The sequence below is a fragment of the Bradyrhizobium sp. AZCC 1610 genome, from assembly GCF_036924515.1.
GTDB lineage: Bacteria > Pseudomonadota > Alphaproteobacteria > Rhizobiales > Xanthobacteraceae > Bradyrhizobium.
Map to the genome: position 1 here is coordinate 4,736,832 of NZ_JAZHRR010000001.1, position 22,084 is coordinate 4,758,915.

Here is a 22,084-nt window from a genome sequence, read left to right on the forward strand (position 1 = left end):
AGGCGCTTATGTCGCGCCCGGCTTTGGAGGTCGCGGATATCTTCCGCGACCGTGGACCGGCATGGCGCAGAGCCAATGCCGGCCATGTCAGCCTCGAGCAGTTGAAGGTGATGTCGGCAATCGAGAACTGCCGCACGGCAGCTCTCGGCGGCCATGTTACGCGCTGCGAGGACTGCGCCTATACGACGATTGCCTACAACTCCTGCCGCAACCGGCACTGCCCGAAGTGCCAGGGCGCCGCCGCGAAGCAATGGCTCGCCGCGCGTGAAGCCGATCTGTTGCCGGTGCCGTACTATCACGTGGTGTTCACGCTGCCGGCGCCGATCGCCGACATTGCCTACCAGAACAAGGCGGTGATCTACGATCTCTTGTTCAAGGTCTCGGCCGAGACCATGCTGACGATCGCTGCCGATCCGGAGCATTTGGGTGCCAGGATCGGCATCACCTCCGTGCTGCACACCTGGGGCTCAGCGATGACTCACCACCCGCATGTTCACATGATCGTCCCAGGCGGCGGCATCTCGCCTGACGGCAAGCGCTGGGTGTCCTGCCGGCCCGGATTCTTCCTCCCCGTGCGCGTGCTCTCCCGCCTGTTCCGACGGCTGTTCCTGGAGAGGCTCCTTGCCGCACACCAGGCCGGCCTCCTGAAGTTCTTCGGCGATCACGCAGCCCTCGCCGACCCGCAGGCGTTCGCGGCGTGTCTGGCACCGCTACGCCGAGCCGAATGGGTGGTCTATGCCAAGCGCCCGTTCGGTGGGCCACAGGCCGTGTTGGCCTATCTGTCCCGCTATACCCACCGTGTCGCCATCGCCAACAGCCGGCTGATCGCCTGCGACCGCGACAGCGTCGCCTTCCGATGGAAGGACTATCGTGCCGAAGGTCGTGATCGCCACAATGTCATGACACTGGCCACCAGCGAGTTCATCCGTCGCTTCCTGATCCACGTCCTGCCGCACGGCTTCCACCGCATCCGTCACTACGGACTGCTCGCCAGCGGTACCCGCGCCGGCAATATCGCTCAAGCGCGCCGATTGCTCGACGTGCCTGCGGCACAGCCCGAGGTCGAAGATAATAGCTGCGCCGAGACCGATGAGCCCAAACCGCTCTCGCACCCGTGCCCTTGCTGCGGCGGCCGCATGGTCATCATCGAGACATTCCATCGCGGCGCCTCGCCGCGCTTACCGGCCGGCGGTAATCAGGATCGACACATCGTGACCAGAACCGGTTCGCCACGGCATTCCATTGCGCCTCTGCCTCGCCGACTCTCGATCGGCCATGACCATGCTCGCCGTTGCGACGCCCGCGGCAACCGACTCGTCGATCAATCTCCGCTGCGCGACCCCAGTTCCGACGATTGCAATCGACCGACCGAGTTCGCCACCGCTTCGACCGCTCCCTACAGAGGTAGTCAACGCTCCTCGGCAACACACCGCCAGCGACGAAATCCCCATAGCGACTGACGCGCCACCTCGCCCGACATCCCGCGGTTTCCTCCCTTGGAGGTTTGCGGACGCCGGCCCCGTGCCCGCGGCGCAATCTTCATGGGGCCGGCATCCGAAAACCTTCACAAACTCAGAAGTCTGAGTGCGCAACTGGGAAGTCCGCTTTGCCCTCAACAACAGGCATCGTCAGCCAGACCTGTCAGGTCCGAAAAGTGCCGATACTGTTGCAAAAGTCGAAAATCGCACAACCCTAAAAATCTCGCGAAAGTTGATATTTGGACCTCTCCGCTGCTGCGTCGCTTTTCAGCGCCATTACGGAGATCCGTGATCGATTTTTGATGAAACGATGTGGTCCCTAACGTCGCGGCTCGTAAAATGCATCGACAGCTCTAAGAATTTTCGTTCGTCACCCCAAAAAGACTTTTGCAACAGTATCTGCCATAAGCGGACATTCCGGCATTCGCATCCTTAGATAGTACGCCATTAACCTAGTATGCTCTCCCAGCTCGCGGGATAGGTCGATTCTGGATAATTTAAGCCGACATGACATGGAAATCCTGGTTCACATGGTCCACCGCGACCGTGCTCTTGCTGCTGTACGTTTCGGCCGGCTCCGTGGCGAGCCAGACCGACGTGATCAGCGTCAGGCTTGAGCCAGGCTACTCGACGCAACTGCACATCTTTTGACTCGCCGAAGACGTGCTGCGGATGCGACTGGAATTCAAGGTTGGCGATAAACCCAGGCCCGAACTGGGCAATCACAGCTTCCGCGAGGATTGGACTAAGACGGGGCTTCTGAAGCTCATCAATCCGGGCAGTGCCGTTCGCATCGCTGCATTCATGCCGAACGCAACGCCCATCACCTATGAGGCGATGCCTAACAGTGTTGCCTCTCCGCCATCATCGGCGGTTCGGGACCTAACGCCTGGTGTATCAATCTCGCCAGGTGTGTGGCAGTGGCCGCCAACCAGGAGCGGACTTGTGCTTCACCGCGGTGTGAATGTCGTCAATATCGAAGTCGTCGCCGCCGAACGACCGCTCGAAGGAGAAGACGTTGAGCTGAGGGTCATGCCCGCACTTGGCTTCAAAAACGGCATGCCGAACGTTGCGTGGCTTTGGTTTTGGTACCTGTGGCCGTTCCTCTTAGTCGTCCAAGCGTTTTGGGCCTTCGCGCTTGTTAGGTGGCGCCGCCAGCCCGGCGAATAACTACTGATGCTAATGTCCGATTTGGGTCAAAAGCGTCGGTTTGGCCATGCGCCGATCACTTCCGATCTACCCCGATAAGCGGACAATTTCAGAACCGGTCGGCAGGTCGCAAAGTACCATGAGCGGACTCTTCGCTTTATTGAGCGCAACAGATCAGTTCGTCGGAGACAGGTCCCCGACCACCAAGCTTACGAGCTAACTATCGGTGTCCCGCAGCAAACAGCCTGACGCTTTCTTCCAGGCCTTTCAGGCGGTGGCTACCTTCATCGCGAAAGCGAATGTTTGATCCTGCGACAAGGTCACGGACGGTGCTCGATACGAGAACCTGTCCAGGCTGTGCCATCGCCGCAATGCGCGATGCGATGTGGACTGCAATACCGCTTAGGTCATTGTCCGTCATTTCGACTTCGCCCGTGTGAAGTCCGGCCCTCACCTGCAAGCCAAGGTCCTCAACGGCCTCGCTTATGGCCAGCGAACACCTGATTGATCGCGCCGGACCATCAAACGTGATGAGAAACCCATCTCCGGTCGTTTTCACCTCGCGCCCGCGATGGTGTAGAATCTCTCGCCGTACGATCTCATTGTGTCGATCGAGTAAGTCATGCCAGGCCCTATCCCCAATTGCTTCCGCTCTCTTTGTCGAGCCTACGATGTCGGTAAACAGAACGGTGGCAAGCACACGGTCGGGCTCTGGTGTATGCCGCGACCCCGTCAAGAACTCCTCGACCTCGTCCACCACCCGTTCCGTGTTGCCGACCCACAGCAAATGATCATTTCCAGGCAACTCGACGTATTTCGCGTTTGGGATTTGATTAGCCAAGAACCGCCCCGCTTCAACGTTAACATTAGCATCTCCTTCTCGATGCACAATAAGCGTGGGCACTTGGATTGACGGAAGGATTGGGCGAATGTCGATTTCACTATTCATGCGAATGAGTGCAGTGGCCGACGACGGGCTCGCACTGAGTCGTTCGAAGCGTGCGTAGCGTCGCTTGCACGCGTCGTCAGAGAGCAGACTAGGGGCAAACAGAGCAAGGCTTTGACCCGTCCCCCAGTTTTTCTCCAAACTTTCAAGAAATGCCTCAAGTTGATCTGGGGGCATAACCCACGAGAGGAAGTGGCTAAAGGCACCATACAAGGCCAACGCCCGGGTGCGGTCCGGATAAGTGGCTGCAAACAGCATTGACATCGCGCCGCCCTCCGAGGCGCCGAAAAGACCCGCCTGGCGCGAGCCAACTGCATCCATCACTGCGCGCACATCGTCCATTCGCTCTTCAAGTGTTGGCACCCCCCCTATTCGGTCGGATAGTCCGGTACCCCGCTTGTCAAACAAGATAAGGCGCGAGAAGGCAGCGAGGCGGGTCCAGACCTGAGCCCGGACCGGATCTTCCCATGCCAGATCGAGGTTGGAAATAAAGCCAGGAACAAACACGAGATCGAAGGGTCCGTCCCCCACGACCTGATAAGCGATGCGAACGTGACCGCTCTTGGCGTATAGAGTGTCCGGAACCAGCATCAGGACCTCCGTGCGAGGCGAGAGGCCTTCGAACTTACCACTTTCCGACGCAGTTACCACACTGCGCTTGGCCTAAGATCAGCCGTACTACTGGATAGTCATAGGCCAACAGCGCCACGACAGCCGCGCGACTATCCGGAGGGCAGGCTTGGAACGAATGATCCAGCTGCCCTGACAATGCGCCCCCCAAAAAGAGTCCGAGGAGCGACGATAAAGACCGCGCTTGAGCCACGGTATGGATCAGGCTGCACGTCCGCTTGGGGTCAAAAGCGTCGTTTTCACCGTCCGACGAAGACTTCCGGTGTACCCCGGTGAACGGACATCGTCAGGGCCGGTCGGCAAGTCTCAAAAGTGCCAGAGGCGGTCATTCCCGGGATGCCTGTTTTTGACCCATCTCAAACGACACGGAAAATCAGGTTTAGTTCTCGGCCATGCAGCTCGCCATGCAAACGATAGGAGAATACGAGGTCATCTGCGCCGAACTCATCGACGATGTGCATTCCCTTTGTGCCAGTATTCAGAAAACCATCTGGTCACCATGGCTTTGTTATCTTGATTTGCAAGATGCCGGCGCTACTTTCGTGCTTTCGCAACGCCTTCACCAACTGGGCTTTCACCCGAGGTCAACGCGGGTAAATAACTCGCGGCAACTCCGACGCTGCTTTAGTTGTTCCGCAGAGGCTACGGCCTAGCAGGTGGCGGTGAAGAAACTCAATCTCATCCGCGACCACTGCCTCGTGGGACGGCCCATCGTAGATGTCGAAATGATCGACACCTGGATAGATGCGGAGCTCACCTTTCGGGGCTTGGCGCGCGGCCTCAATTGCAGGTCCCGGCTTGGCAACCTGATCGTCCGTAGCGATGCAAACCAGCCAGGGACAGTGAAGCGAGGCGGCATGTCGGATGGGACTATACGGAGGACCTAGCAGCCAAGACGCCGAGACGCGGCTCCGCCATCGAGATTCCTCACCGATTGCGACAACACGACGCCAACCAACCTCAGCTCCGGGCGCGCTAATGAATGCCGCCTCATGGGGCTGACCAACGGAAGCCAAATAACGACCTTCGGCTGCTGCAGCCTTCATTTCCTCCACGACGTGCTGAGGTTTGGTGTAGGTCTGGGTGTCCCTGTCCAGATATGGAACCTGGCTGATAACCGCGGCCACCTGGAGGTCCTCCGCTGCCGCGGCGAGCGCGTTGCCCCCGGCCAACGAGGAGCCAAACGTCGCCACGCGTCCGGCATCGATATCGGGTAGAGAACGAGCAAACGCGATGGCAGCGCGCCAGTCTTCCAACTGAAGAGAAGGCTCGAATAGATCCGGCTCGCCCGTGCTGTCGCCAAAGCCTCGATAATCGAAAACGAGCGCCGCGATACCGGCGGCCGCAAACCGTTCGGCGAACGCGCCAAGACGGTCTCGGCGTGTGCCGGTCAATCCGTGGGCCATGACGATGATAGGTCTCGCCCCTTTTTCCGCCACCACGGGGTAGAACCACGCAGCACATGTATCATGGCCGGAGGCGAACGTTAATTCTTTGCGACTCATACTCATTGAGCTTGTCCTCCTTGTTTTTAATAACGCCGCTTGTGGCCACCAAGCAGCGAACCGAACCGGGGAATGACCCCGGTCCGACTCGTTTCTGCTACCAACATCGTCGGAGATGGCCATCACGATTGACTAGGCCGCGCGCAAGATGTTGAGCTGTTGCAGCGCGGTCGCGCCGTCGTCCAGGCCGACCTCTTCCGCGATTTTGCCGCTCTCGACGCGGAGCACGGTAATTCCGGTGAAGCGCATTTTCCGACCAGAAGCTGCCGGCAATGATCCGATGATGAAGTCATCGAAAGCAGAGCCGGTGTGTGTACCCCGCCTTCCCAGCGACCGACGACGTAATCGCCTTCCGCGATCAAGTCCGCAGCGCCCCAGAAGTTGAGATCTGGAAACGCATTGCGGAATCCAATCATGAATTCCTTCACGTCCTTGCGACCGCGGCGCGGCTCATGCAGCGAATACTGCAACAGTATGTCAGGCGCAGCCAGCTCGTCGACGATATCGGGGTTCCAGGGATTGCCCCAGAACTCCTTGAACCAACGGCCTACAACAGCTTTGTTTTTTTCTTCCTTCGACATTCGCAGCTCCTTCTCTATTGTGCCCCACAGTTCGCAAGCGAAACGTACGCCGCGGCCTTCAGCGGTAAACTCAGATTCGCCTCCAAATTCTTGCCGCGTGACATCGTCCCTCTCACCTAGTGCACGACTGATGTTCCAACCACCCGTTTTCCGACGCGAGAAGAATATCGTTTCCGCCCATCGTGCCTTTCACGGCTAACGCGGATAACTGCTGTCCCGGAGTGAGTCATCAGTCAACGCAGAAGCACGCATCCCTTCTTTCCTCTGATTGGCACCAACCAAACAGAAGCGAGGTGTTGCGCGTTCCGTGCCACTTGGCGACGGCAGCCATATTGAATTTGGTAAGGCGCGGTGGGCGACAATAGCGCCCGATCCACCGCCATTCACGTGGGCGGCGCGCCCACGTTTCTATTGCTTCCGAAATCTGCCGATGGTGTGTTTGGAAACGCCAAATCTTTCGCGTGGCCTCGTCGGCTACGGCGCATCGATCTATAAGATACCGCGTCGAACCGGTTATTTCGTCATGAAGATTCTGGATGGCGCGGACCCCTCCAATCTGCCCATCGAACAACCGACCGGACTTGAGCTGATCATCAACCTCAAAATAGCTTGGTACTGAAATCCCTGCGACGCTGCTTTCCCGAGCTGACCGGGTGATCGAATAAGCTGCTTCACGTCCGAAACGGCATCACAAATTTGCCGAATGACCCGCCGCCAATAGCGGAAGTCCGACGTCATCGATCACTTCGTCCGTGCAGGCGAGCAAAGTTGACGCCTGAGCGGCGCAACGCTGACTAGTCGCTCGGCTGCTCGATCATTCCGGTGCGCTGAAAATACGACATGAGCATCTGGCAAATTAGCGCCCACGAAGTGCCGAAGCACCAGCCCGCCAACACATCGCTCGGATAATGAACTCCGAGATATATGCGGCTGACTCCGACCAGCAGGGCAAGGATCGCGGCGGTCATTATAAGATGGATGCGAACAGAGCGGGAAGCTTGCGTTTGAGCAAGCATCAAGCCGAGCGTCAGATAACAGACAGCCGAAATCGCTGCGTGCCCGCTCGGAAAGCTTGTTGATCGTCATGCCGCGAGACTTCAATTGCTGCTCGACTTCTTCCTCTAGCCTCAGGATCTGACGCGATGTCTCCTCTCCGGCTCGATCGGCCTCTTCCACCAGCGCGTCCTGATACTCCTTCGGCAGGCTGTCGAACCATTTGGCGCCGACGACTTCGAAGTTGATCAGCATGATGTGCCTTGTCTCATTCGCGACTTTAAGCACCTCGTAGAAGCGGCCACCCGGAATGTTGTTGTAAACCAGCTCGACACCATCGATCGCCCGCTGCTGCAGTCCCGGGTACATATCGCCGAATGCCATCGCTACCGGAACGGCACCGAGCGCGCGTATCGACTCTTGCCAAATTGGCGCCGGCGGCGTGCGGATGCGCAGGCCCTTCAGATCGTCCGGCGTCTTTATCGGCTTGTTCGTAAAGAAATGTCGATAGCCTTGCACCCAGTTGAAAGACACCACCTTGAGCCCGAACTTGGTCGCGAGTTCTTCCTGCCATTTTGCGACGGTCGGCGCTTTGCGCAGCTTGGCAACCTCTTCCAGCGTCTCGGCGAAATAAGGTCCGTTCATCACGGCGATGCCGGGAACGTAGTTTCCCATACGCGCGGCGTCGGTGTTCTGGCCGATATTGGCTCCCTGCCTGATCTGCTCGATGATGTCTTCCTCGAGACCCAGTTGCGCGGAATGGAAGACATCGATCTTGAGGCCGCCATTGGTGCGCTGCTCGACGGCTTTGGCCCACTTCAGGAAGCCATCGTGGTATGGCTCCTTCGGGCCAAGCACGTGATTGAATTTTAGCGTGAATGTTTTCGGTGCCTGAGCCAAAACATTCGAACAGTCGAGCGCCCACAGGCCGAGCGCAGCACACGTGATCACAGCCAAATTCTTCATCACATCCTCCCTGCGGCTTTGTGCCGGCGTGCCGTCCCGTGCCTCCCGTCTTTTTCTTGCGGCGGCCATTCTGACGACGGCTTGCCGCCGAGGCCGATGCTAAACCGAATGAAAGCAGGTGGACCTTGCTTTCTCATACCGTGAAACAGCGCGATAACCACCGCGAGGGTAAATTCCGCCGAGGCGAAGTCCGTTCCACGGCCGGTCAATGCTCCGGGAAAGATGCGGACCAGAATATTGTCCGCGGCTGAGGAACCGCCGCCGGGGACGGGTACTCACCAATCACTTGAGCGTGGATTGCAGGTGCTCGAGACCATCGCGGCGACCGGTCACGCGGCTATGAACTGACTTCAAAGCTATTCGAACTGACCGGCAGAATGTGGACGCCCGAACAGCTCGGCGAGATCGCGCAACCATTCGTTGCCGCCTCACCCGTATCAGCGGTGAAGGCGGCAGCATGGCTGCCTACAGGGATGGAACCGTATCCATCGTCGCCAAACGCGACGCCGAAGGCCCGGTGCGCGTCGTTCAGAGCGTAGGCGCCAAGCGCCCGATACACGCAACCGCCGTCGCGAAGGCCATCGTGGCATTTCTGCCGGAGGCCGAACTTAGGGCCTGCTGCCGCGGCTACGTTACAACGCCTTTGCGCCACAGACCATCACGACGCAAGCGGCGTTCGCCGCGGAACTTGAGCGCGTTCGGATGTCCGGCTACGCCTATGACGACGAAGAGCATATCGAGGGTATTCGATGCATAGCAGCACCGGTGTTCGCTTATTCGGGACGCGTAGTCGGCTCGCTATGCGTTGTCGGACCGCGGAGTCGAATGACACGTCAGAAGCTTAAGGAACTTCGTCCTGAAGTCCTGACGCTCTGCGGGGCGCTGTCGAAGAGACTTGGCTGGCGAGGCGCTTCATCTAGACGCTGAGCCATCCGGCGTTCCAAAGATACTTGCATCTAATGGCAGGGACGAAAGTCCGCTTTGCGCGGCGGCGCGCGCCATCATGCTGGATTTGACCGAGCGCTTGGTGGCGCAGTCGATACGCGCAATCAGTCGAAGAGCGGCGCGAGCGGACCCGTTCGAGGCTTGGAGGTACCTCGACGAGTCCGCAACCGCCGCCGCTGCATTGCACCACACACGCGAAGCCTACCCTTCATTCCGGTTGCGTCTGTACGATACTGACCACAAAGGAACGGAATCCGCGTCGATGTGGCATTGCGGTTGCGCCTCGATAGCTTTGGTCATGCCAAATCCTCTCTGGTCCCCTTGAAGAACGGATGCCGCAACTTGCCCTCCGACGACTTGGCCCGAAGTTCAATTTCGGCAAGCAACCGCAGCTCAACCCCAAATGCCGCGATGAGCTATTTGCGATAGAGCAAATCAAAGACGACCAGCACTATCTTGGTAGATCGCCCTTTCAGTTCGTTTTGCAGATTTGAAAAATCTGTCGTCTCGTCTTTAGCGGGTGCACGGCTTCGCCATCGATGATTGCAGAACCCGCCGCTACATGCCACGCATCGGAAGCAACCGCGTGTACGAGTTCTTCACTCTTGGCGACTCTGAAAGCCCGAACGGGCCGATCAATTCTCGACCTCGAAATGCAATTGTTTGGTCAATCTGAACTACTGTGTCTGGAAGCGCGGTCGGTGTCGGGTACTTGATTTCACCCATTTTGCGGATGCGTCGTTTTTACCACCCACCGGTCGAAGCCCTAAAACCGCTAAAGATAAAACGCCCCCCGGGGTATCGGCTAATTTACGTCACGACCTAGCTCAGGCCCTTCTTCCGCGTGATTACGTATCGTCTTCGTTGTGGCTATATCGTCGTAATTGTTGGCAAGACGCAAAAGCCGTTGCTTAATCAACGGGTCTGCCTCATCCGCAAGATCCCGCAGGACGCGCGCTCTATCCCTATAAAATCGGTCATCCATGCTGGAATTGTCCCCTCGCAACGCGAGGTTACATGCCCGTTTTTTCCGGCCGAAACAGTAATCCAGTTCACACATTTGAATTTCACGTGGCGAAGCCGCATTCACATTCTCGCAATGTAGTCTTGTTCATTATCGCCAACGTAGACGGTCATGATAGAAGCCCGGCTCCGCCCCCTACGATTCGGAGAAAGAATGGCAAAAGCTAAGAAAGTAGTTCGCCGCGCGTGGACAAAGGACGATGTTCGAACAATGAAGACCATGGCAAAGGCAAAGTCAGGCGTCGCCAAGATCGCAAAAGCGTTGAAGCGGACTCCCGGTGCGACGACTGTTATGGCAGCAAAGCTTGGGATATCCCTATCGATGCGCGACTAAGAACTTGCCCGCTTTCAGAAACTATTTTCTGACCCAGCATCCTGCCCCGATAGTGCTTCACGTTGGTGCAGGATGTATTACGGTGTTGGGACCTCGGGTGGATGATCCCCCTCGTCTGGGCCGCTCAATCCCTTCTGCCGGTAAGCAAACCAAGCCCAAAAGATAGCGCACCCGAGTACAATCGCGCTTCCTGCGACCACTAAGATGGCACCAAGGATAACCATCGCGGTCTCCCTTTGGTTTCCATCCTAGCTTGACCGTCTGAGCGCGCAACAGGTAGTAGAGTCCAATCGCGAAAGGCAAACGTTGGGCTGATCTATCTGATAGCCAACGAAACGCTCAAAGAGACCACGCCAGAAATCCAGTCAACGGGGCGATTCCAGCCACGGCGGGATCAGCTCGAGCGGAGTGCGGTAGAGCTCGTTACTGTCAGCCAGTGAGCCAACGTCCAAGCAACGGCTCAACCCGCGAATTGAACCTCGGCAAGTGATAGGCGCAAATTCGCGTCTTGCTGAACGAGATCACTCCCCTCTCAAAAATCGGCGCGCCGCTGTCACCCCAGCGCGTCCAATTCAGCCTGCTTACGTTGGTTGTTGCTAGATTTTCTTTGATCTCTCGGTGCACACGTCGTGCACACGCCGCCTTCTAACTAATTGAAAAAATTGAACTCTCGTTCCAATCCATCATGGGGAAGTATGGGCTAGTTAGAGCGACCTAAACGAAACGAGATCAATAGTCGTCCGCTTCGGTTCAGAAGCTGGCATCGCCGGGCGACACTGTGCTCCACTCTCGGTCTCGTCTAAATGCTGCGGTATCGGTCGATACGAGAGAGATCGGGCACTATTCCAAGTCCCGGTTCTTCATTCAGTACGACGGTGCCTTCGGTCACATTCGCAACGGGACCACAGAGCTGGTCGCGCAACGGATTGTCATTGGCGTCGACTTCCAGCCAGCCATCACCTCCAACGCCGGCAAGCAGATGGGCGGACGTCAGCAGGCCAATGCCGCCGGCGAGATAGTGCGGACAAAACGCCTTGCCGGCTTTGAGGATGTCGCGCGCCAATCCCGTACAAAGGGTGAGCCCGCCCCACTTTGCAATATCCGGCTGAACCACGCCAAGCACGTCCTCCGACAGTACTTGTTCGAAGTACTCCCGGCTTGCAATGTTTTCGCCCGCGGCAAGCGGCGTGCCCGCGCTTGCACGCAGCGCCCGCCACTCCGTTCGCGGCCGATCGGCGCGGATCGGTTCTTCTAGCCAGCGGAGATCGAATTCGCGTAACCGCGGCAGGATCTCCAGCGCCTGCTCGACCGTCCAGCCCTGATTCGCATCAGCCGCGAGCATGCCCGCGCCGGCGATCGCTCGTAGCCCCGCCAGATTGGCGAGGTCCGTTTCGGTGCCAAACCCGACTTTGAGCTTCAGCGCGCGATGCCCGCGCCTCAGGGCTGCCTCAGCCGTCCGCACGGCGCCGCTGGGATTGATGCCGCTCGCATACACTCTGATCTTGCCGGTCCGGCCGCCCAACAACCGCCACAGCGGTATCTTCCGCCGGCGCGCATGGAGATCCCACAGCGCCAGATCAATTCCCGCGATCGCCTGCGCAAAGGGCCCGGCCTCACCGGATTGCAGCGCCAGCACGTCGGTGCCTTGCGTAAGAGTCTCGAAGGCTTGCACAGGGCCATCAAACTTACGTCCGACGACGGCAGGCGCGAGCACCTCATTGACGAGCCGTGCACGATGCTCGGCACCGGGTGCGGGAAAATTGGACCAAGCCTCTCCCCATCCCTCGACGCCATCGTCATCGACCGCGCGAATGAAGACCGCCGGACGGTTCAGCATCTTGCCGAACGACGTCACCACCGGCGTCGACAATGGATAGCGGTAGCAGCGCGCTTCGACAGAGCGGAGGGTGAACGTATCAGATGTCATTTTCCGGATCCACCGACCACAACAGACCTAGTGAGCGTTTGCACCGTCAGTAGGCGCGTGCGAAGTCGCCCTCCTGCTTGATGTCGCTGAATGCCGGAAAGCATGCCCTCCATTGCGTTCCTTTGGCCGTGGTGAGATCATTTAACCGTTCCAGCACGGCAAGGCCATCCTTGCGTAGGCTTGCTGCAACCGCTGCGCGGTCCGGAAAGTTCTTGAGCACGGCATTGAGCCAGATCGTTCGTCCGGCGAGGAAGCCGCCTGCACCCGCTGTATAGGCAAAATCCAGCACGCGTTCGAATTTCTCCGGCGCCGCGCCGCCCGACAGCAGCACCCAGGGGATGCTGCGTTCGCGGCAGACGTCGCCGATCGCGTCAAATTCCTTCTGCGCCGCCAGCGCCGCGGGACTTCCGTCGCGCGGCGGCAGGCTGTTGGCGGCAAGCGGGCTTTCCAGCTTCAGGAGATCGACGCCATATTCCGGCTTGGCGAACTCGCGCACGCTTTCGACCACGAGGCCCGGGAGCTTGCCCGGAGACTCTACGTAGTCAGCCGTATGATTGGCGCTGCCGAGGAAGGGATAGACCAGGAGCTCCAGCACATAAGGAATATCGTAGCGCGCACAGTCCTGCCCGATCTCGCGCACGAACCGCTTCTGATGCTCGTTCACCGCCGGATCCGCATCCGGCCGATACCAAGCGAGCACTTTTACGGCGTCGCCGCCCATGGAGCGGATCTTCTCGACGCTCCAATTGGTGATCGCCCGCGACTTGCGTCCGCCCGGCGTTTCCTCGACGCGGTGCTCCTCGAGCGTCATGATGAGTCCGCAACGTGCCGGCAACAGGTCGATCGCCGCAGGCACGGCGAAGTTCGGATCGAACAGCATCGAGCTGCAGTGAGGCGCGAGGTTTTCGACGAGGAGACGCTTGGCGGCGGTCACGTCAGCATATTCGACCTGATCCCGCGTAATGCCCCTCGCCTGCGCGATGGCGTCGAACAGCGGCGGCCGCTGATCCAACGCGACCATGCAGAAGTGGCCGTCCGCGTCCGCCAGGCGCGCAAGGCCGCGGTTCTTTCCAATCGTTCTCATGGGTTCGTCCTCATGAATGCAAGACAATCGTTGATGGATGGGATTCCGACGCGGCCGCCGGAGTGGGTGCATTTCAGCGCGGCGCTCGCGGCGGCAAACGCCATGGCGTCGCGCACCTCAAGACCGACGCCTACCGCAAAGGCGTAGGCACCGTGGAAGACATCGCCGGCCCCCGTGGTGTCCACGACATCGACGGGATAAGCGGCTTGCCGGTGCAGACTGCCCTCTTCGTACCAGCTAACTCCGCCGTGACCGCGCGTCACCGCAATCACGCGACACTTGAAGCGCGCGAGGTTCGGGAGGGATTCATCGTTCACCGATCCCGCAAAGGAAGCGAGCGCCGGTTCAGAGAAGACTGCATGATCCGTGAGCGGCAGCAGCCGTTCGAAAACCTCGGCATCGGCGACGTCGCCATCGAGCACCGTGGGAATACCGAGCGCACGTGCTCTGCCAAACAGGACCGCCGCACCCTCAACCCAGCGTGGATCGGCCAACACCGACGACGCGCGCGCCACCTCTTCCACCGGAAGCCAATCGGCAGCTTCGGGGTAGAGGCCGCGAAAATTCACAATCTGCCGCTCGCCGGATTTGTCGACGATGATGCCAGAGACGGACGAGCGGCCATCAGAAAATAGCCTGAAGTTCTCGACGTCGACGCCTTCGGCCACGAAGGCCGATCGCATCTCGTGCCCGGCTGCGTCGTCCCCGCCCCGGCCCCAGAACGCGGCCGAACCGCCGAGCCGGGCGACCGTCACGGCAGCGTTCGCCGCCATGCCGCCACCGAGCGTCGCATAGTCGAGACTCCTGATCTTCTCGCTTTGACCGAAGAAGAGCCGATCGACACGCCAGATCTGGTCGAGCGCGGACAAGCCCAGGCAGATGACCCGGACGCGCCTGGCCTCGGACGCGATGTCCGCCAGCGCGACGCGATCTCCGATCCTGCCGGGTTGGTTCACCGCAACACCTGACCGTCGCTGCCGTTGAACAGATGCGCCTTCCCAGCCTGCGGACGAAGCCGGAGACAATCGCCGACCTTCGGGCGCAGCGACGGATCGACCCGCGCAATAGCCGAAGCGCCGGCAATATCGAAGTGAATCAGCGTGTCCGAGCCGAGCGGTTCGACGAGCCTGATATTGACAGCAATGCCGTCGGCCGGATCCGCCACTAAAGCGAAGTGCTCGGGACGAATTCCAAGTACACCGTTGCCGGCTGCTCGCAGCCGGCCACCGCACTCACCGTTCAGAGGCACGACGGTCCCATCGTGGGAAAAGACAGCGCGATCCTCGCGCCACTCGACGGGAAGGAAATTCATCGCGGGCGAGCCGATGAAGCCGGCCACGAACTGGTTCGCCGGCCGCTCATACACCGTTTCCGGCGTATCGTATTGCTGCACCGTGCCACCCTGCATCACCACGATCCGGTCGGCCATGGTCATGGCCTCGATCTGGTCGTGGGTGACGAAGATCATTGTGGTCTTGAGCTCCTGCGACAGCGCCTTGATCTCGGCGCGCACCTGGCCCCGCAGCTTTGCGTCGAGGTTGGAGAGCGGCTCGTCAAACAAAAATGCTTTTGGATTGCGTACGATCGCGCGGCCCATCGCCACGCGCTGGCGCTGGCCGCCGGACAATTCTTTCGGCTTGCGGTTCAGATAAGGCTCGATGTGCAGCAGCGCTGCCGCGCGCTTGACCCGTGCGTCGATCTCGGCCTTCGGCGTGCCGCGCAGCTCCAGCGCAAAGGACATGTTCTCGTAGACCCGCATATGCGGATAGAGCGCGTAGTCCTGGAACACCATGGCGATATCGCGCTGCGCCGGCCGCACACCGTTGACGCGCCTGTCGCCGATATAGAGATCGCCCGCCGTGATTGGCTCGAGCCCTGCGATGATCCTGAGCAATGTCGACTTTCCGCAGCCGGAGGGGCCAACGAAGACGACGAATTCGTGGTCCGCGATCTCCATATTGAGATCGGGGATCACGGTGTAATTGCCGTAGCACTTGACGAGGTTGCGGATCGAGATCGAGGCCATGATCGCTAATCCAGCGCCAGCACGGGCTTGATCAACTCGCCCTTGGCAAAGCGCGCAAAGTTCTCCGGCAGCGCCGAGAGCCCGAATTCGCCATCGACGAGGACACGATATTCTTCCTTGTACCGGCGCAGCAGCGCCACGTTCGGCTCGAAATCGCTAACCGGAAAATAGAAGGTGCGGATCATGTAGAAATCCTTGCGCCGAAACACCTTGCCCTCCTCGATCGTCCAGGGCGCGACGTTCTCGCCAACCAGCACAAGGGCTCCGCGCGGCAAGACGAGCTCGATCCCGAGATTGCGGGCCGCATGCGCGCCTGAGCATTCCATGATCAGCGCAAACCGCCTCGACGTATGGCCGACCGGATGCGCCTTCGCGCCGAAGGACTGCGCGATCTTGAGGCGCGCCGCATTGGGATCGGCGACATGAATGTCGCGATAGCCGAGACTGCGCAATGCCAGCACCACGCCGAGCCCAATCGGCCCCGCGCCCATCACCAGAACCGGACTCGCTTCCTGCGGCGGCACGATACGACTGACAAAACGCACGGCATGACCTGACGTGCCGATGACGTCGAGCAGAAGCGGGGCCAGGCTATCTTCGATGTCGTCAGGCACCGGCAGTAGGCAATTTTCCGGAACCGGGACGTACTCGGCGTAGCCGCCGGGCCTGTTCCAGCCGATCAGGCTCGATACCTCAAGGCACATCTGCGTATCGCCGCGTTGGCAAGCCGCGCAGCGGTCGCAATGCAGCGGGATGTAGACGGCACACCGTTTGCCGTGCATGGGATGGCCGGGCTGCTCGACCACGCCAAAGATCTCGTGACCGGCGGTGAATTCGGCGCCCTTGTGCCAGAGCTTGAAATCGGAGCCGCACAGCGCCGTGCGCGAGACGCGCACCAGCACCTCGCCAGTCGACACTTCCGGCATCGCAATGCGCTCGATGGTGATGCGGTCGCCGCCGTGGAACACGGCAGCCTGCATGATCGAATTGGATCGCGGAACGACGTTCATCTCAAAGCCCTAACCCTTCACCGCGCCAAGCGTCAGCCCGGATACCAGCCAGCGCTGAACCAGCGCAGCCAAAATCAGTGGCGGCAGCGCGATCAGGGTCGCCGCGGCCATCAATGCGCCCCATTGCGTCGATCCTTCGCCGATAAAGTTGAATGCCGCTGCAATCAACGTCTTGCTGTCGCCATTCGAGAGCACCAGCGCGAACAGGAAATAATTCCAGGAAAACACGAAGGCCAGAATGGACGCCACGGCCACGCCGGAGGCAACCAGCGGCAGCGCTATCCGCCAGAGAATGCGCGTGACGCTGCAGCCATCGACCTGTGCCGCTTCAAAGACGCTGCGCGGAATGCCGTCAAACGACGGCAACAGCACCCATATGACGATCGGAAGCGTGATGACGGCATGGCTCAGGATGAGCGCGGTGTAGGAGCCGATCATGCCGACCTGACGGAACATCACGTACCACGGCAGCAGGAATAGCGTGCCAGGCGCCATCCGCGCCGCCAGCGTCAATATCGCCGGCCATGAAATGCGCGTCCACGATACCGCAAACGCCGCGGGAATTCCGAACAACAGGCCGAGTGCGGTCGAGCCGATGGTGACGATCAGGCTGTTGATTGCGTAGCTAACGAAAGGCGTCGTTTTTGTAAGCTGCGCATAGTTCTCGAGCGTCGGGGTGAATATCAGCGTCGGCGGATAAGCTGTCACCTCGAATGACGGCTTCAGCGAGGACAACACCATCCAGAGGGTCGGCGTCAGCACAACGATGCCGGCGACCACGAGCTGAAGCAGGTTGAGGCGGCGTATCCAGGCATCGGTGATCGGCGCGTCGGTCACGGTTTCACCTCACCAAGCCACTGCGCCGCGCAGGCGGTTGAACGCCAGCACGGCGCCGAACACGATTGCGGTCAATGTCAGCATCAGCGCGCTCGCATAGCCGATGTTGAAGAACTCGAAGCCGACCCGGAAGCCGTAGATATTGAGCGTGTTCGACGCGTTGCCGGGACCGCCCTGGGTCGTGATGTAGATGATGTCGAAGAAGCGCAGCAGATCGACGCTGCGCAGGATCGTTGCTGTGACGATCGTCGGCATCAGCAGCGGCAGCGTGATGCGCTGGAACGTCTTGAACGCCGAGGCGCCATCGATTTGCGCCGCCTCATAAACGCTCGGCGGCAGCGACTGCAGACCGCCGAGCACAATGAGCGCGACATACGGCGTCCATTGCCAGGTGTCGATCAGCGCAACCGTCGGGATTACCCAGACCGGCGATGCCAGCCACTCCGATGGCGGCAACCCGAGGGATTGCAGAATGTAGTTGGCAGCACCGAGCGACGGATCGAGGATGACGAGCCACATCATGCCGGCAACCACCGGCGGCATCATGAAGGGCGAGATGAAGAACGAACGTACGATGCCCGGCAGACGCTTGGCGTGAAACAGAACCAGCGCCAGCCACACCCCGAATACCAGTTGCAGCACCAGCGAGAGAACATAGAGCGCGATGGTCACCCACAGTCCGTGCCAGAATTCGGTATCGGCGAGCAGCCTTGCATAGTTCGCCAGCCCAACGAACGACTGCTTGCCGGTGGAGGAAAAGCTGTGCAGCCCGAGCCAGACCGTATAGATGACCGGGAACGCAATCATGGCGACGGTGAAGATCACCGCCGGCGCCGAAAGCGCGGCCAGTTCCAGCCTTTGCCGATCTTCAGTCAATGTGGCGGCAGCCTCGGACATGCCTGCAGTTTTCCCGGATTCAATCTGGAACGACAGGGCGTCGACCGCGTCAATACGGCCGACGCCTCATGTGCTACTTCTGGGCGATCAGGGCATCGAGCCCCTTGTCGGCGTCGGCGCAGGCCTGATCGACGGTCTTTTGCTTCAGGATCAAATCCTGTACGGCTTGACCGATGAATTCGCGCGACTCCGGATTGGCGACAATGGGATAGCCGACTTCAGACGAGCCCTTCGCAGCCAGGACATCGAGCGCGGCCTGCCATTGCTTGCGCACCGGCTCCTCCTCGATCCACTTGCGATACGCGGGATCGTTGGCTACGGCGGAACGCGGCGGCGCAATCCCCTGCAGTGCCATGCGCTTTTGAATTTCAGGGCTCGTTGCCCATTGCACGAAGTACCAGGCGGCCTCCGGCTGCTTGCTGTGGGCGGAGACGGCCATGCCCCAGCCGATCGCGGTCGGGACCTGCCCCGCTTCGCCGGCCGGGAACGGAACAAGCGCGGTGTCCTTCAGCCGCTCACCGCCGTCCATCACCGTACGCAGTTCGTTTGAGGATTCGAACGACATCGCCGCGCGGCCACTGCGATAGAGTGCTGAAATCTGCTGGAAGCTGTAATTGACGACGCCGGGCGGTCCGTAGTCCCTGAGCAGGCCGCTGTAGGTTTCCAGCGCTTCCTTGCCCTTGCCCGAGCAGAGATTGGATTTGCCGTTGGCGATGTAGTGGCCGCCGATATTGTGCAGCACGTTGCTGAAGGTATAGGCGATCGCAGGCTTCAGCCCGCGCGAGACGAATGGTGTGATATTGGCGTCGCACGCCTTCAGCTTCTTCGCCGCCGGCTCGATGTCCTTGATGGTCGCGGGCGGTTCGACGCCGCATTTTTTGAGAATGTCGGTCCGGTAATAGAGGATCGGCCCCTCGATATTCATCGGCATGCTGGTCAGCTTGCCGTCAAAGGTTCCCGCCTTCAGCAGAGCCTGGCTGAGGCCTGCATAGTCGTAGTCGCCTGCGACCGCGCCTTTGGTCATTGCCGTTAGATCGGCGTACCAGCCGGCAGCGGCGAATTGCGGACCTTCGCGCGATGGCAAGGACATGAACACGTCGACCTCGTCGCTACGTGCGTTCATCACGGTGACAAGGCGCTGGCGCATCTGCTGCTCCTGGTAGCCGTCGACCTTCAGCGTGATGCCGGTGAGCTTCTCGAAATCGGCCTTGTGCGTCAGCAGCGCCTGCGACACCGGATTGTTGTTGGCGAGGAAGGTAACGGTCTTGCCCTGGAATTTCTTCCAGTCGAAATCGGCGGCGCAAGCCACCGAAGCCGCGCTACCGGCCGCGACAACGGCAAGCACAAGGCGCGCCGCAAAGGCTGTGGCTTTCATCGGTCTCCTCCCTTGGTGGGAGCTGACCGCCCCCGTTTCCGGCTGAACCGGCATTCTCTGAAAACGGTTACATAGTAGGCCGACAAAGCCGGCTGTCAAGTTGGCGCATAACACAACTTCTAAGGCAAATATCGATAGACACGTCGCCTCGCATCCGGCATCCTTAATCTTGTAACGTTACATTTCAAATGCCAACCGGCGTACGTGGCGATGGAACGATCCGCAAAACAAGGAATTCGCGCGGTAGCCGCCAAGGCCGGCGTGTCGATCGCTTCGGTATCGCGCGCCCTCAACAACCCGGACTCAGTAAGCGCGCCGCTGCGGGCGCGCATTGCGCGCGCCGTCGAGACGGTCGGCTATATTCCGCACGCACCGGCGCGTGAGCTGTCGTCACGCCGTTCGCGCACACTCGGCGCGATCGTCCCGACCATCGACAACACCATGTTCGCGCGCGGCATCGCCTCGCTGCAGAAGTATCTCTCTTCCGTCGGCTACATGCTGTTCCTGACCACGAGCGGTTACGACCTCGACGCCGAGCTGGAGCAGGCCCGCAACCTCGTCAGCCGTGGTGTTGACGGCCTGGTGCTGCGCGGCGACTGCCATCATGACGGCTTGCGCAAGATGCTCGCCGACTATTCCGTGCCCTTCATCAATGTCGGCATCTATCGCCCCGACCGGCCCTACCCTTGTGTCGGCACCGACAACGAAGCCGCTGCGCACCGTGCCGCCTCGCATGTAATCGAACTCGGCCATCGGCGGATCGGGATCGTGTCCGCACTCCAGCGCAACAACGATCGGGCGAGCGCCCGCGTCGCCGGCTTTCGCCGCGCGATGGCCGAACACGGCATCAAGACGCCCCCGCAATGGCATGTCGAAGTGCCCTATACGCTGGACGATGCGCGCGAAGCCGCCCGCTACCTGCTCGGCCTCAAGGACCGGCCGACGGCCGTGGTCTGCGGCAATGACGTTATCGCCTATGGCGTGCTGCTGGAGGCAGAACGCAGCGGATTCTCAGTGCCCGACGACCTGTCGGTGGTCGGCTTCGACGATCTCGACTGGAGCCGGCATCTGCGACCCAGCCTCACGACCATCCATGTACCGACTGGAGATACCTGGCAGCGCGCCGGCGAATATCTCGTCCGTCACCTCGCGGGCGAGCAGACCATCATGCATCACGAAGTCGATTACTCGCTGATCGTCCGCGAGTCGACCGCACCGCCGATGCGATCATCCCAAGAACAAGGAGCAACCCGATGAACGCACCCTTCGCGCTGGCTTCTGGATTCCATGCCGTGGTGATCGGCGGCGCCGGCGACATTGGCGCTGCCATCGCCAATCTTTTCTGCGACCTCGGCGCCACGGTAACAGCCACCGGTGTCAACGATGCCGACATCGCGCGCACCGTACTGCTGCCCCGACCGGGATTGCAGCTGATTCCTCTCGATATTACGAATGACGAGGCGGTTACATCGTTCGCCCGCCGGCATGAACGCGTCGATGCGCTGGTCAACTGCGCCGGTATACTGGCGCGCGACAAGGAATTTGAGATCGAGACTTTTACAAAAGTGCTCGATGTCAACCTCACCGGGACGTTCCGCACCTGCATGGCCTTTCGGGCTGCGCTTACCGGCGCCAAAGGTTCGATCGTCAACATCGCGTCGATGAACGCAACGCTCGCGCTGCCGCGCATCCCCGCCTATTGCGCGAGCAAGGGTGGCGTCGTCATGCTGACCAAGGCGCTGGCGCTGGCCTGGGCGGAAGAAGGTATCCGCGTCAATGCGGTCGCGCCGGGCTATATCGAGACGGCGATCAATGCCGCAGGACGATCCGATCGCGCGCACTACCAGCGTATCGCCGATCGCACGGCGTTCAAACGATGGGGGCAGCCAGAGGACATTGCCGGCGCCGTCGCATTTCTCTGCATGCCGGCATCGCAATACACGACCGGCACGGTTGTCGCCGTCGATGGCGGCTTTTCTCGCAGGCTGATGGCCGCATTTCCGGACTATGGAAGAAGACCTGTCCCGGGTCGCCAGCGGAAAACGTGCTTCCACGGCGCTGCCGCAAACGCGTTCCCCTACCCTTCCGCACGGTTACTCGCGACGGCAAGGCTCAGCAAAAACGGAAGCCACCATGAGCCAGCCCGCATTCGATCCCTTTGGAGAGCCGGTCCCGGCCGTCGATACCTCGACCGCGCCGATCCACGCCTCCAATGGAGGAAGCGCGCCCGGTCGAGGCTCTGCTAATTTAGCTGTCGCTAGATTTTCTTTGATCTCCCGGTGCACACCTCGTGCACACGCCGTCTCCTAACTATTTGAAAGAACTAAACTCTCGCTCCAATCCATCATTGGACAAATCGTGGTGCCGTTCCCGGTCGC

The 22,084-nt window shown here is 60.2% G+C and carries 17 protein-coding genes and 4 pseudogenes; 8 read left to right on the forward strand and 13 right to left on the reverse strand.

The genetic code is table 11. The annotated features are described in order from the left end of the window. Window positions 1–8: 8 nt before the first annotated feature. The 3 genes and pseudogenes from V1279_RS23495 (at window position 9) to V1279_RS23505 (ending at window position 2,648) form a co-directional block, all read left to right on the forward strand. Window positions 9–1,215, forward strand: a pseudogene (locus tag V1279_RS23495) (IS91 family transposase). A gap of 770 nt (window positions 1,216–1,985) precedes the next feature. Beyond that, window positions 1,986–2,129, forward strand: a complete 144-nt coding sequence (locus V1279_RS23500; protein ID WP_334440651.1) for a hypothetical protein — start codon at window positions 1,986–1,988, stop codon at window positions 2,127–2,129. A gap of 21 nt (window positions 2,130–2,150) precedes the next feature. Then, window positions 2,151–2,648, forward strand: coding sequence for a hypothetical protein (locus V1279_RS23505; protein WP_334440654.1), 498 nt, complete (start codon window positions 2,151–2,153; stop codon window positions 2,646–2,648). Between the two features lie 199 nt (window positions 2,649–2,847). Here the strand turns inward: V1279_RS23505 and V1279_RS23510 are convergent, their stop codons facing one another. The 3 genes and pseudogenes from V1279_RS23510 to V1279_RS23520 all read right to left on the reverse strand — a co-directional run bounded on the left by V1279_RS23510 (window position 2,848) and on the right by V1279_RS23520 (window position 6,289). Continuing rightward, window positions 2,848–4,164, reverse strand: a complete 1,317-nt coding sequence (locus V1279_RS23510; RefSeq protein WP_334440657.1) for an adenylate/guanylate cyclase domain-containing protein — start codon at window positions 4,162–4,164, stop codon at window positions 2,848–2,850. Window positions 4,165–4,787: 623 nt separating this feature from the next. Then, window positions 4,788–5,714, reverse strand: coding sequence for an alpha/beta hydrolase (locus tag V1279_RS23515; RefSeq protein WP_334440659.1), 927 nt, complete (start codon window positions 5,712–5,714; stop codon window positions 4,788–4,790). Between the two features lie 126 nt (window positions 5,715–5,840). Beyond that, window positions 5,841–6,289: pseudogene (locus V1279_RS23520) on the reverse strand (ester cyclase). A 307-nt stretch (window positions 6,290–6,596) separates the two neighbouring features. On the opposite strand from V1279_RS23520, the gene V1279_RS23525 reads away from it, so the two are divergent. Then, entirely contained in the window at window positions 6,597–6,908 is a 312-nt protein-coding gene (locus V1279_RS23525; protein ID WP_334440662.1) for an ABC transporter substrate binding protein, read from the forward strand. Window positions 6,909–7,030: 122 nt separating this feature from the next. Here the strand turns inward: V1279_RS23525 and V1279_RS23535 are convergent, their stop codons facing one another. After that, window positions 7,031–8,248 carry a C4-dicarboxylate TRAP transporter substrate-binding protein gene (locus V1279_RS23535; protein WP_442894805.1) on the reverse strand — a complete coding sequence of 406 codons (1,218 nt, stop codon included), beginning with the start codon at window positions 8,246–8,248 and terminating at the stop codon, window positions 7,031–7,033. Between the two features lie 379 nt (window positions 8,249–8,627). On the opposite strand from V1279_RS23535, the pseudogene V1279_RS37935 reads away from it, so the two are divergent. Then, window positions 8,628–9,175: pseudogene (locus V1279_RS37935) on the forward strand (IclR family transcriptional regulator). A 443-nt stretch (window positions 9,176–9,618) separates the two neighbouring features. Here V1279_RS37935 and V1279_RS37940 read toward each other — a convergent pair. Beyond that, window positions 9,619–9,776: pseudogene (locus V1279_RS37940) on the reverse strand (DNA ligase); the annotation flags it as partial. Between the two features lie 594 nt (window positions 9,777–10,370). On the opposite strand from V1279_RS37940, the gene V1279_RS23540 reads away from it, so the two are divergent. Then, entirely contained in the window at window positions 10,371–10,550 is a 180-nt protein-coding gene (locus V1279_RS23540; protein ID WP_057848490.1) for a hypothetical protein, read from the forward strand. A gap of 799 nt (window positions 10,551–11,349) precedes the next feature. On the opposite strand, the gene V1279_RS23545 is transcribed toward V1279_RS23540, so the two are convergent. The 8 genes from V1279_RS23545 to V1279_RS23580 form a co-directional block, all read right to left on the reverse strand. Continuing rightward, window positions 11,350–12,477, reverse strand: a complete 1,128-nt coding sequence (locus tag V1279_RS23545; protein WP_334440667.1) for a mandelate racemase/muconate lactonizing enzyme family protein — start codon at window positions 12,475–12,477, stop codon at window positions 11,350–11,352. 46 nt (window positions 12,478–12,523) lie between these two features. Next, window positions 12,524–13,561: a tagatose 1,6-diphosphate aldolase gene (locus V1279_RS23550; protein WP_334440670.1), complete on the reverse strand. Its 1,038-nt coding sequence runs from the start codon at window positions 13,559–13,561 to the stop codon at window positions 12,524–12,526. After that, a complete protein-coding gene (locus V1279_RS23555; RefSeq protein WP_334440673.1) occupies window positions 13,558–14,517 on the reverse strand; it encodes a sugar kinase in 960 nt (319 codons plus the stop codon). Before V1279_RS23555 ends, V1279_RS23550 begins: the two co-directional genes overlap by 4 nt. Then, the gene (locus tag V1279_RS23560) at window positions 14,514–15,587 is read right to left on the reverse strand and encodes an ABC transporter ATP-binding protein (RefSeq protein ID WP_334440676.1); all 1,074 of its coding nucleotides are present in this window, start codon (window positions 15,585–15,587) and stop codon (window positions 14,514–14,516) included. The genes V1279_RS23555 and V1279_RS23560 overlap by 4 nt, the downstream gene beginning before the upstream one ends. A 5-nt stretch (window positions 15,588–15,592) precedes the next feature. Further along, window positions 15,593–16,597, reverse strand: a complete 1,005-nt coding sequence (locus tag V1279_RS23565) for an alcohol dehydrogenase catalytic domain-containing protein (RefSeq protein ID WP_334440678.1) — start codon at window positions 16,595–16,597, stop codon at window positions 15,593–15,595. A gap of 9 nt (window positions 16,598–16,606) precedes the next feature. Continuing rightward, on the reverse strand, window positions 16,607–17,434 hold the full coding sequence (locus V1279_RS23570) for a carbohydrate ABC transporter permease (protein WP_334440681.1): 828 nt from the start codon (window positions 17,432–17,434) through the stop codon (window positions 16,607–16,609). A gap of 9 nt (window positions 17,435–17,443) precedes the next feature. After that, entirely contained in the window at window positions 17,444–18,331 is an 888-nt protein-coding gene (locus V1279_RS23575) for a carbohydrate ABC transporter permease (RefSeq protein WP_334440683.1), read from the reverse strand. 73 nt (window positions 18,332–18,404) lie between these two features. Continuing rightward, the gene (locus V1279_RS23580) at window positions 18,405–19,706 is read right to left on the reverse strand and encodes an ABC transporter substrate-binding protein (protein ID WP_334440686.1); all 1,302 of its coding nucleotides are present in this window, start codon (window positions 19,704–19,706) and stop codon (window positions 18,405–18,407) included. A 210-nt stretch (window positions 19,707–19,916) separates the two neighbouring features. Between V1279_RS23580 and V1279_RS23585 the strand changes: the two genes are divergently transcribed. Next, on the forward strand, window positions 19,917–20,963 hold the full coding sequence (locus tag V1279_RS23585; protein WP_334440689.1) for a LacI family DNA-binding transcriptional regulator: 1,047 nt from the start codon (window positions 19,917–19,919) through the stop codon (window positions 20,961–20,963). After that, window positions 20,960–21,952, forward strand: coding sequence for an SDR family NAD(P)-dependent oxidoreductase (locus V1279_RS23590; protein WP_334440692.1), 993 nt, complete (start codon window positions 20,960–20,962; stop codon window positions 21,950–21,952). The genes V1279_RS23585 and V1279_RS23590 overlap by 4 nt, the downstream gene beginning before the upstream one ends. The last annotated feature ends 132 nt before the right edge of the window (window positions 21,953–22,084 follow it).

What these genes read in the sequence shown, in the direction of transcription:
- V1279_RS23500 (WP_334440651.1), top strand. Translation starts at nt 1,986, where the DNA reads ATGACATGGAAATCCTGGTTCACATGGTCCACCGCGACCGTGCTCTTG.
- V1279_RS23505 (WP_334440654.1), top strand. Translation starts at nt 2,151, where the DNA reads ATGCGACTGGAATTCAAGGTTGGCGATAAACCCAGGCCCGAACTGGGC.
- V1279_RS23510 (WP_334440657.1), bottom strand. Translation starts at nt 4,164, where the DNA reads ATGCTGGTTCCGGACACTCTATACGCCAAGAGCGGTCACGTTCGCATC.
- V1279_RS23515 (WP_334440659.1), bottom strand. Translation starts at nt 5,714, where the DNA reads ATGAGTATGAGTCGCAAAGAATTAACGTTCGCCTCCGGCCATGATACA.
- V1279_RS23535 (WP_442894805.1), bottom strand. Translation starts at nt 8,248, where the DNA reads ATGAAGAATTTGGCTGTGATCACGTGTGCTGCGCTCGGCCTGTGGGCG.
- V1279_RS23540 (WP_057848490.1), top strand. Translation starts at nt 10,371, where the DNA reads ATGGCAAAAGCTAAGAAAGTAGTTCGCCGCGCGTGGACAAAGGACGAT.
- V1279_RS23545 (WP_334440667.1), bottom strand. Translation starts at nt 12,477, where the DNA reads ATGACATCTGATACGTTCACCCTCCGCTCTGTCGAAGCGCGCTGCTAC.
- V1279_RS23550 (WP_334440670.1), bottom strand. Translation starts at nt 13,561, where the DNA reads ATGAGAACGATTGGAAAGAACCGCGGCCTTGCGCGCCTGGCGGACGCG.
- V1279_RS23560 (WP_334440676.1), bottom strand. Translation starts at nt 15,587, where the DNA reads ATGGCCTCGATCTCGATCCGCAACCTCGTCAAGTGCTACGGCAATTAC.
- V1279_RS23565 (WP_334440678.1), bottom strand. Translation starts at nt 16,597, where the DNA reads ATGAACGTCGTTCCGCGATCCAATTCGATCATGCAGGCTGCCGTGTTC.
- V1279_RS23575 (WP_334440683.1), bottom strand. Translation starts at nt 18,331, where the DNA reads ATGTCCGAGGCTGCCGCCACATTGACTGAAGATCGGCAAAGGCTGGAA.
- V1279_RS23580 (WP_334440686.1), bottom strand. Translation starts at nt 19,706, where the DNA reads ATGAAAGCCACAGCCTTTGCGGCGCGCCTTGTGCTTGCCGTTGTCGCG.
- V1279_RS23585 (WP_334440689.1), top strand. Translation starts at nt 19,917, where the DNA reads ATGGAACGATCCGCAAAACAAGGAATTCGCGCGGTAGCCGCCAAGGCC.
- V1279_RS23590 (WP_334440692.1), top strand. Translation starts at nt 20,960, where the DNA reads ATGAACGCACCCTTCGCGCTGGCTTCTGGATTCCATGCCGTGGTGATC.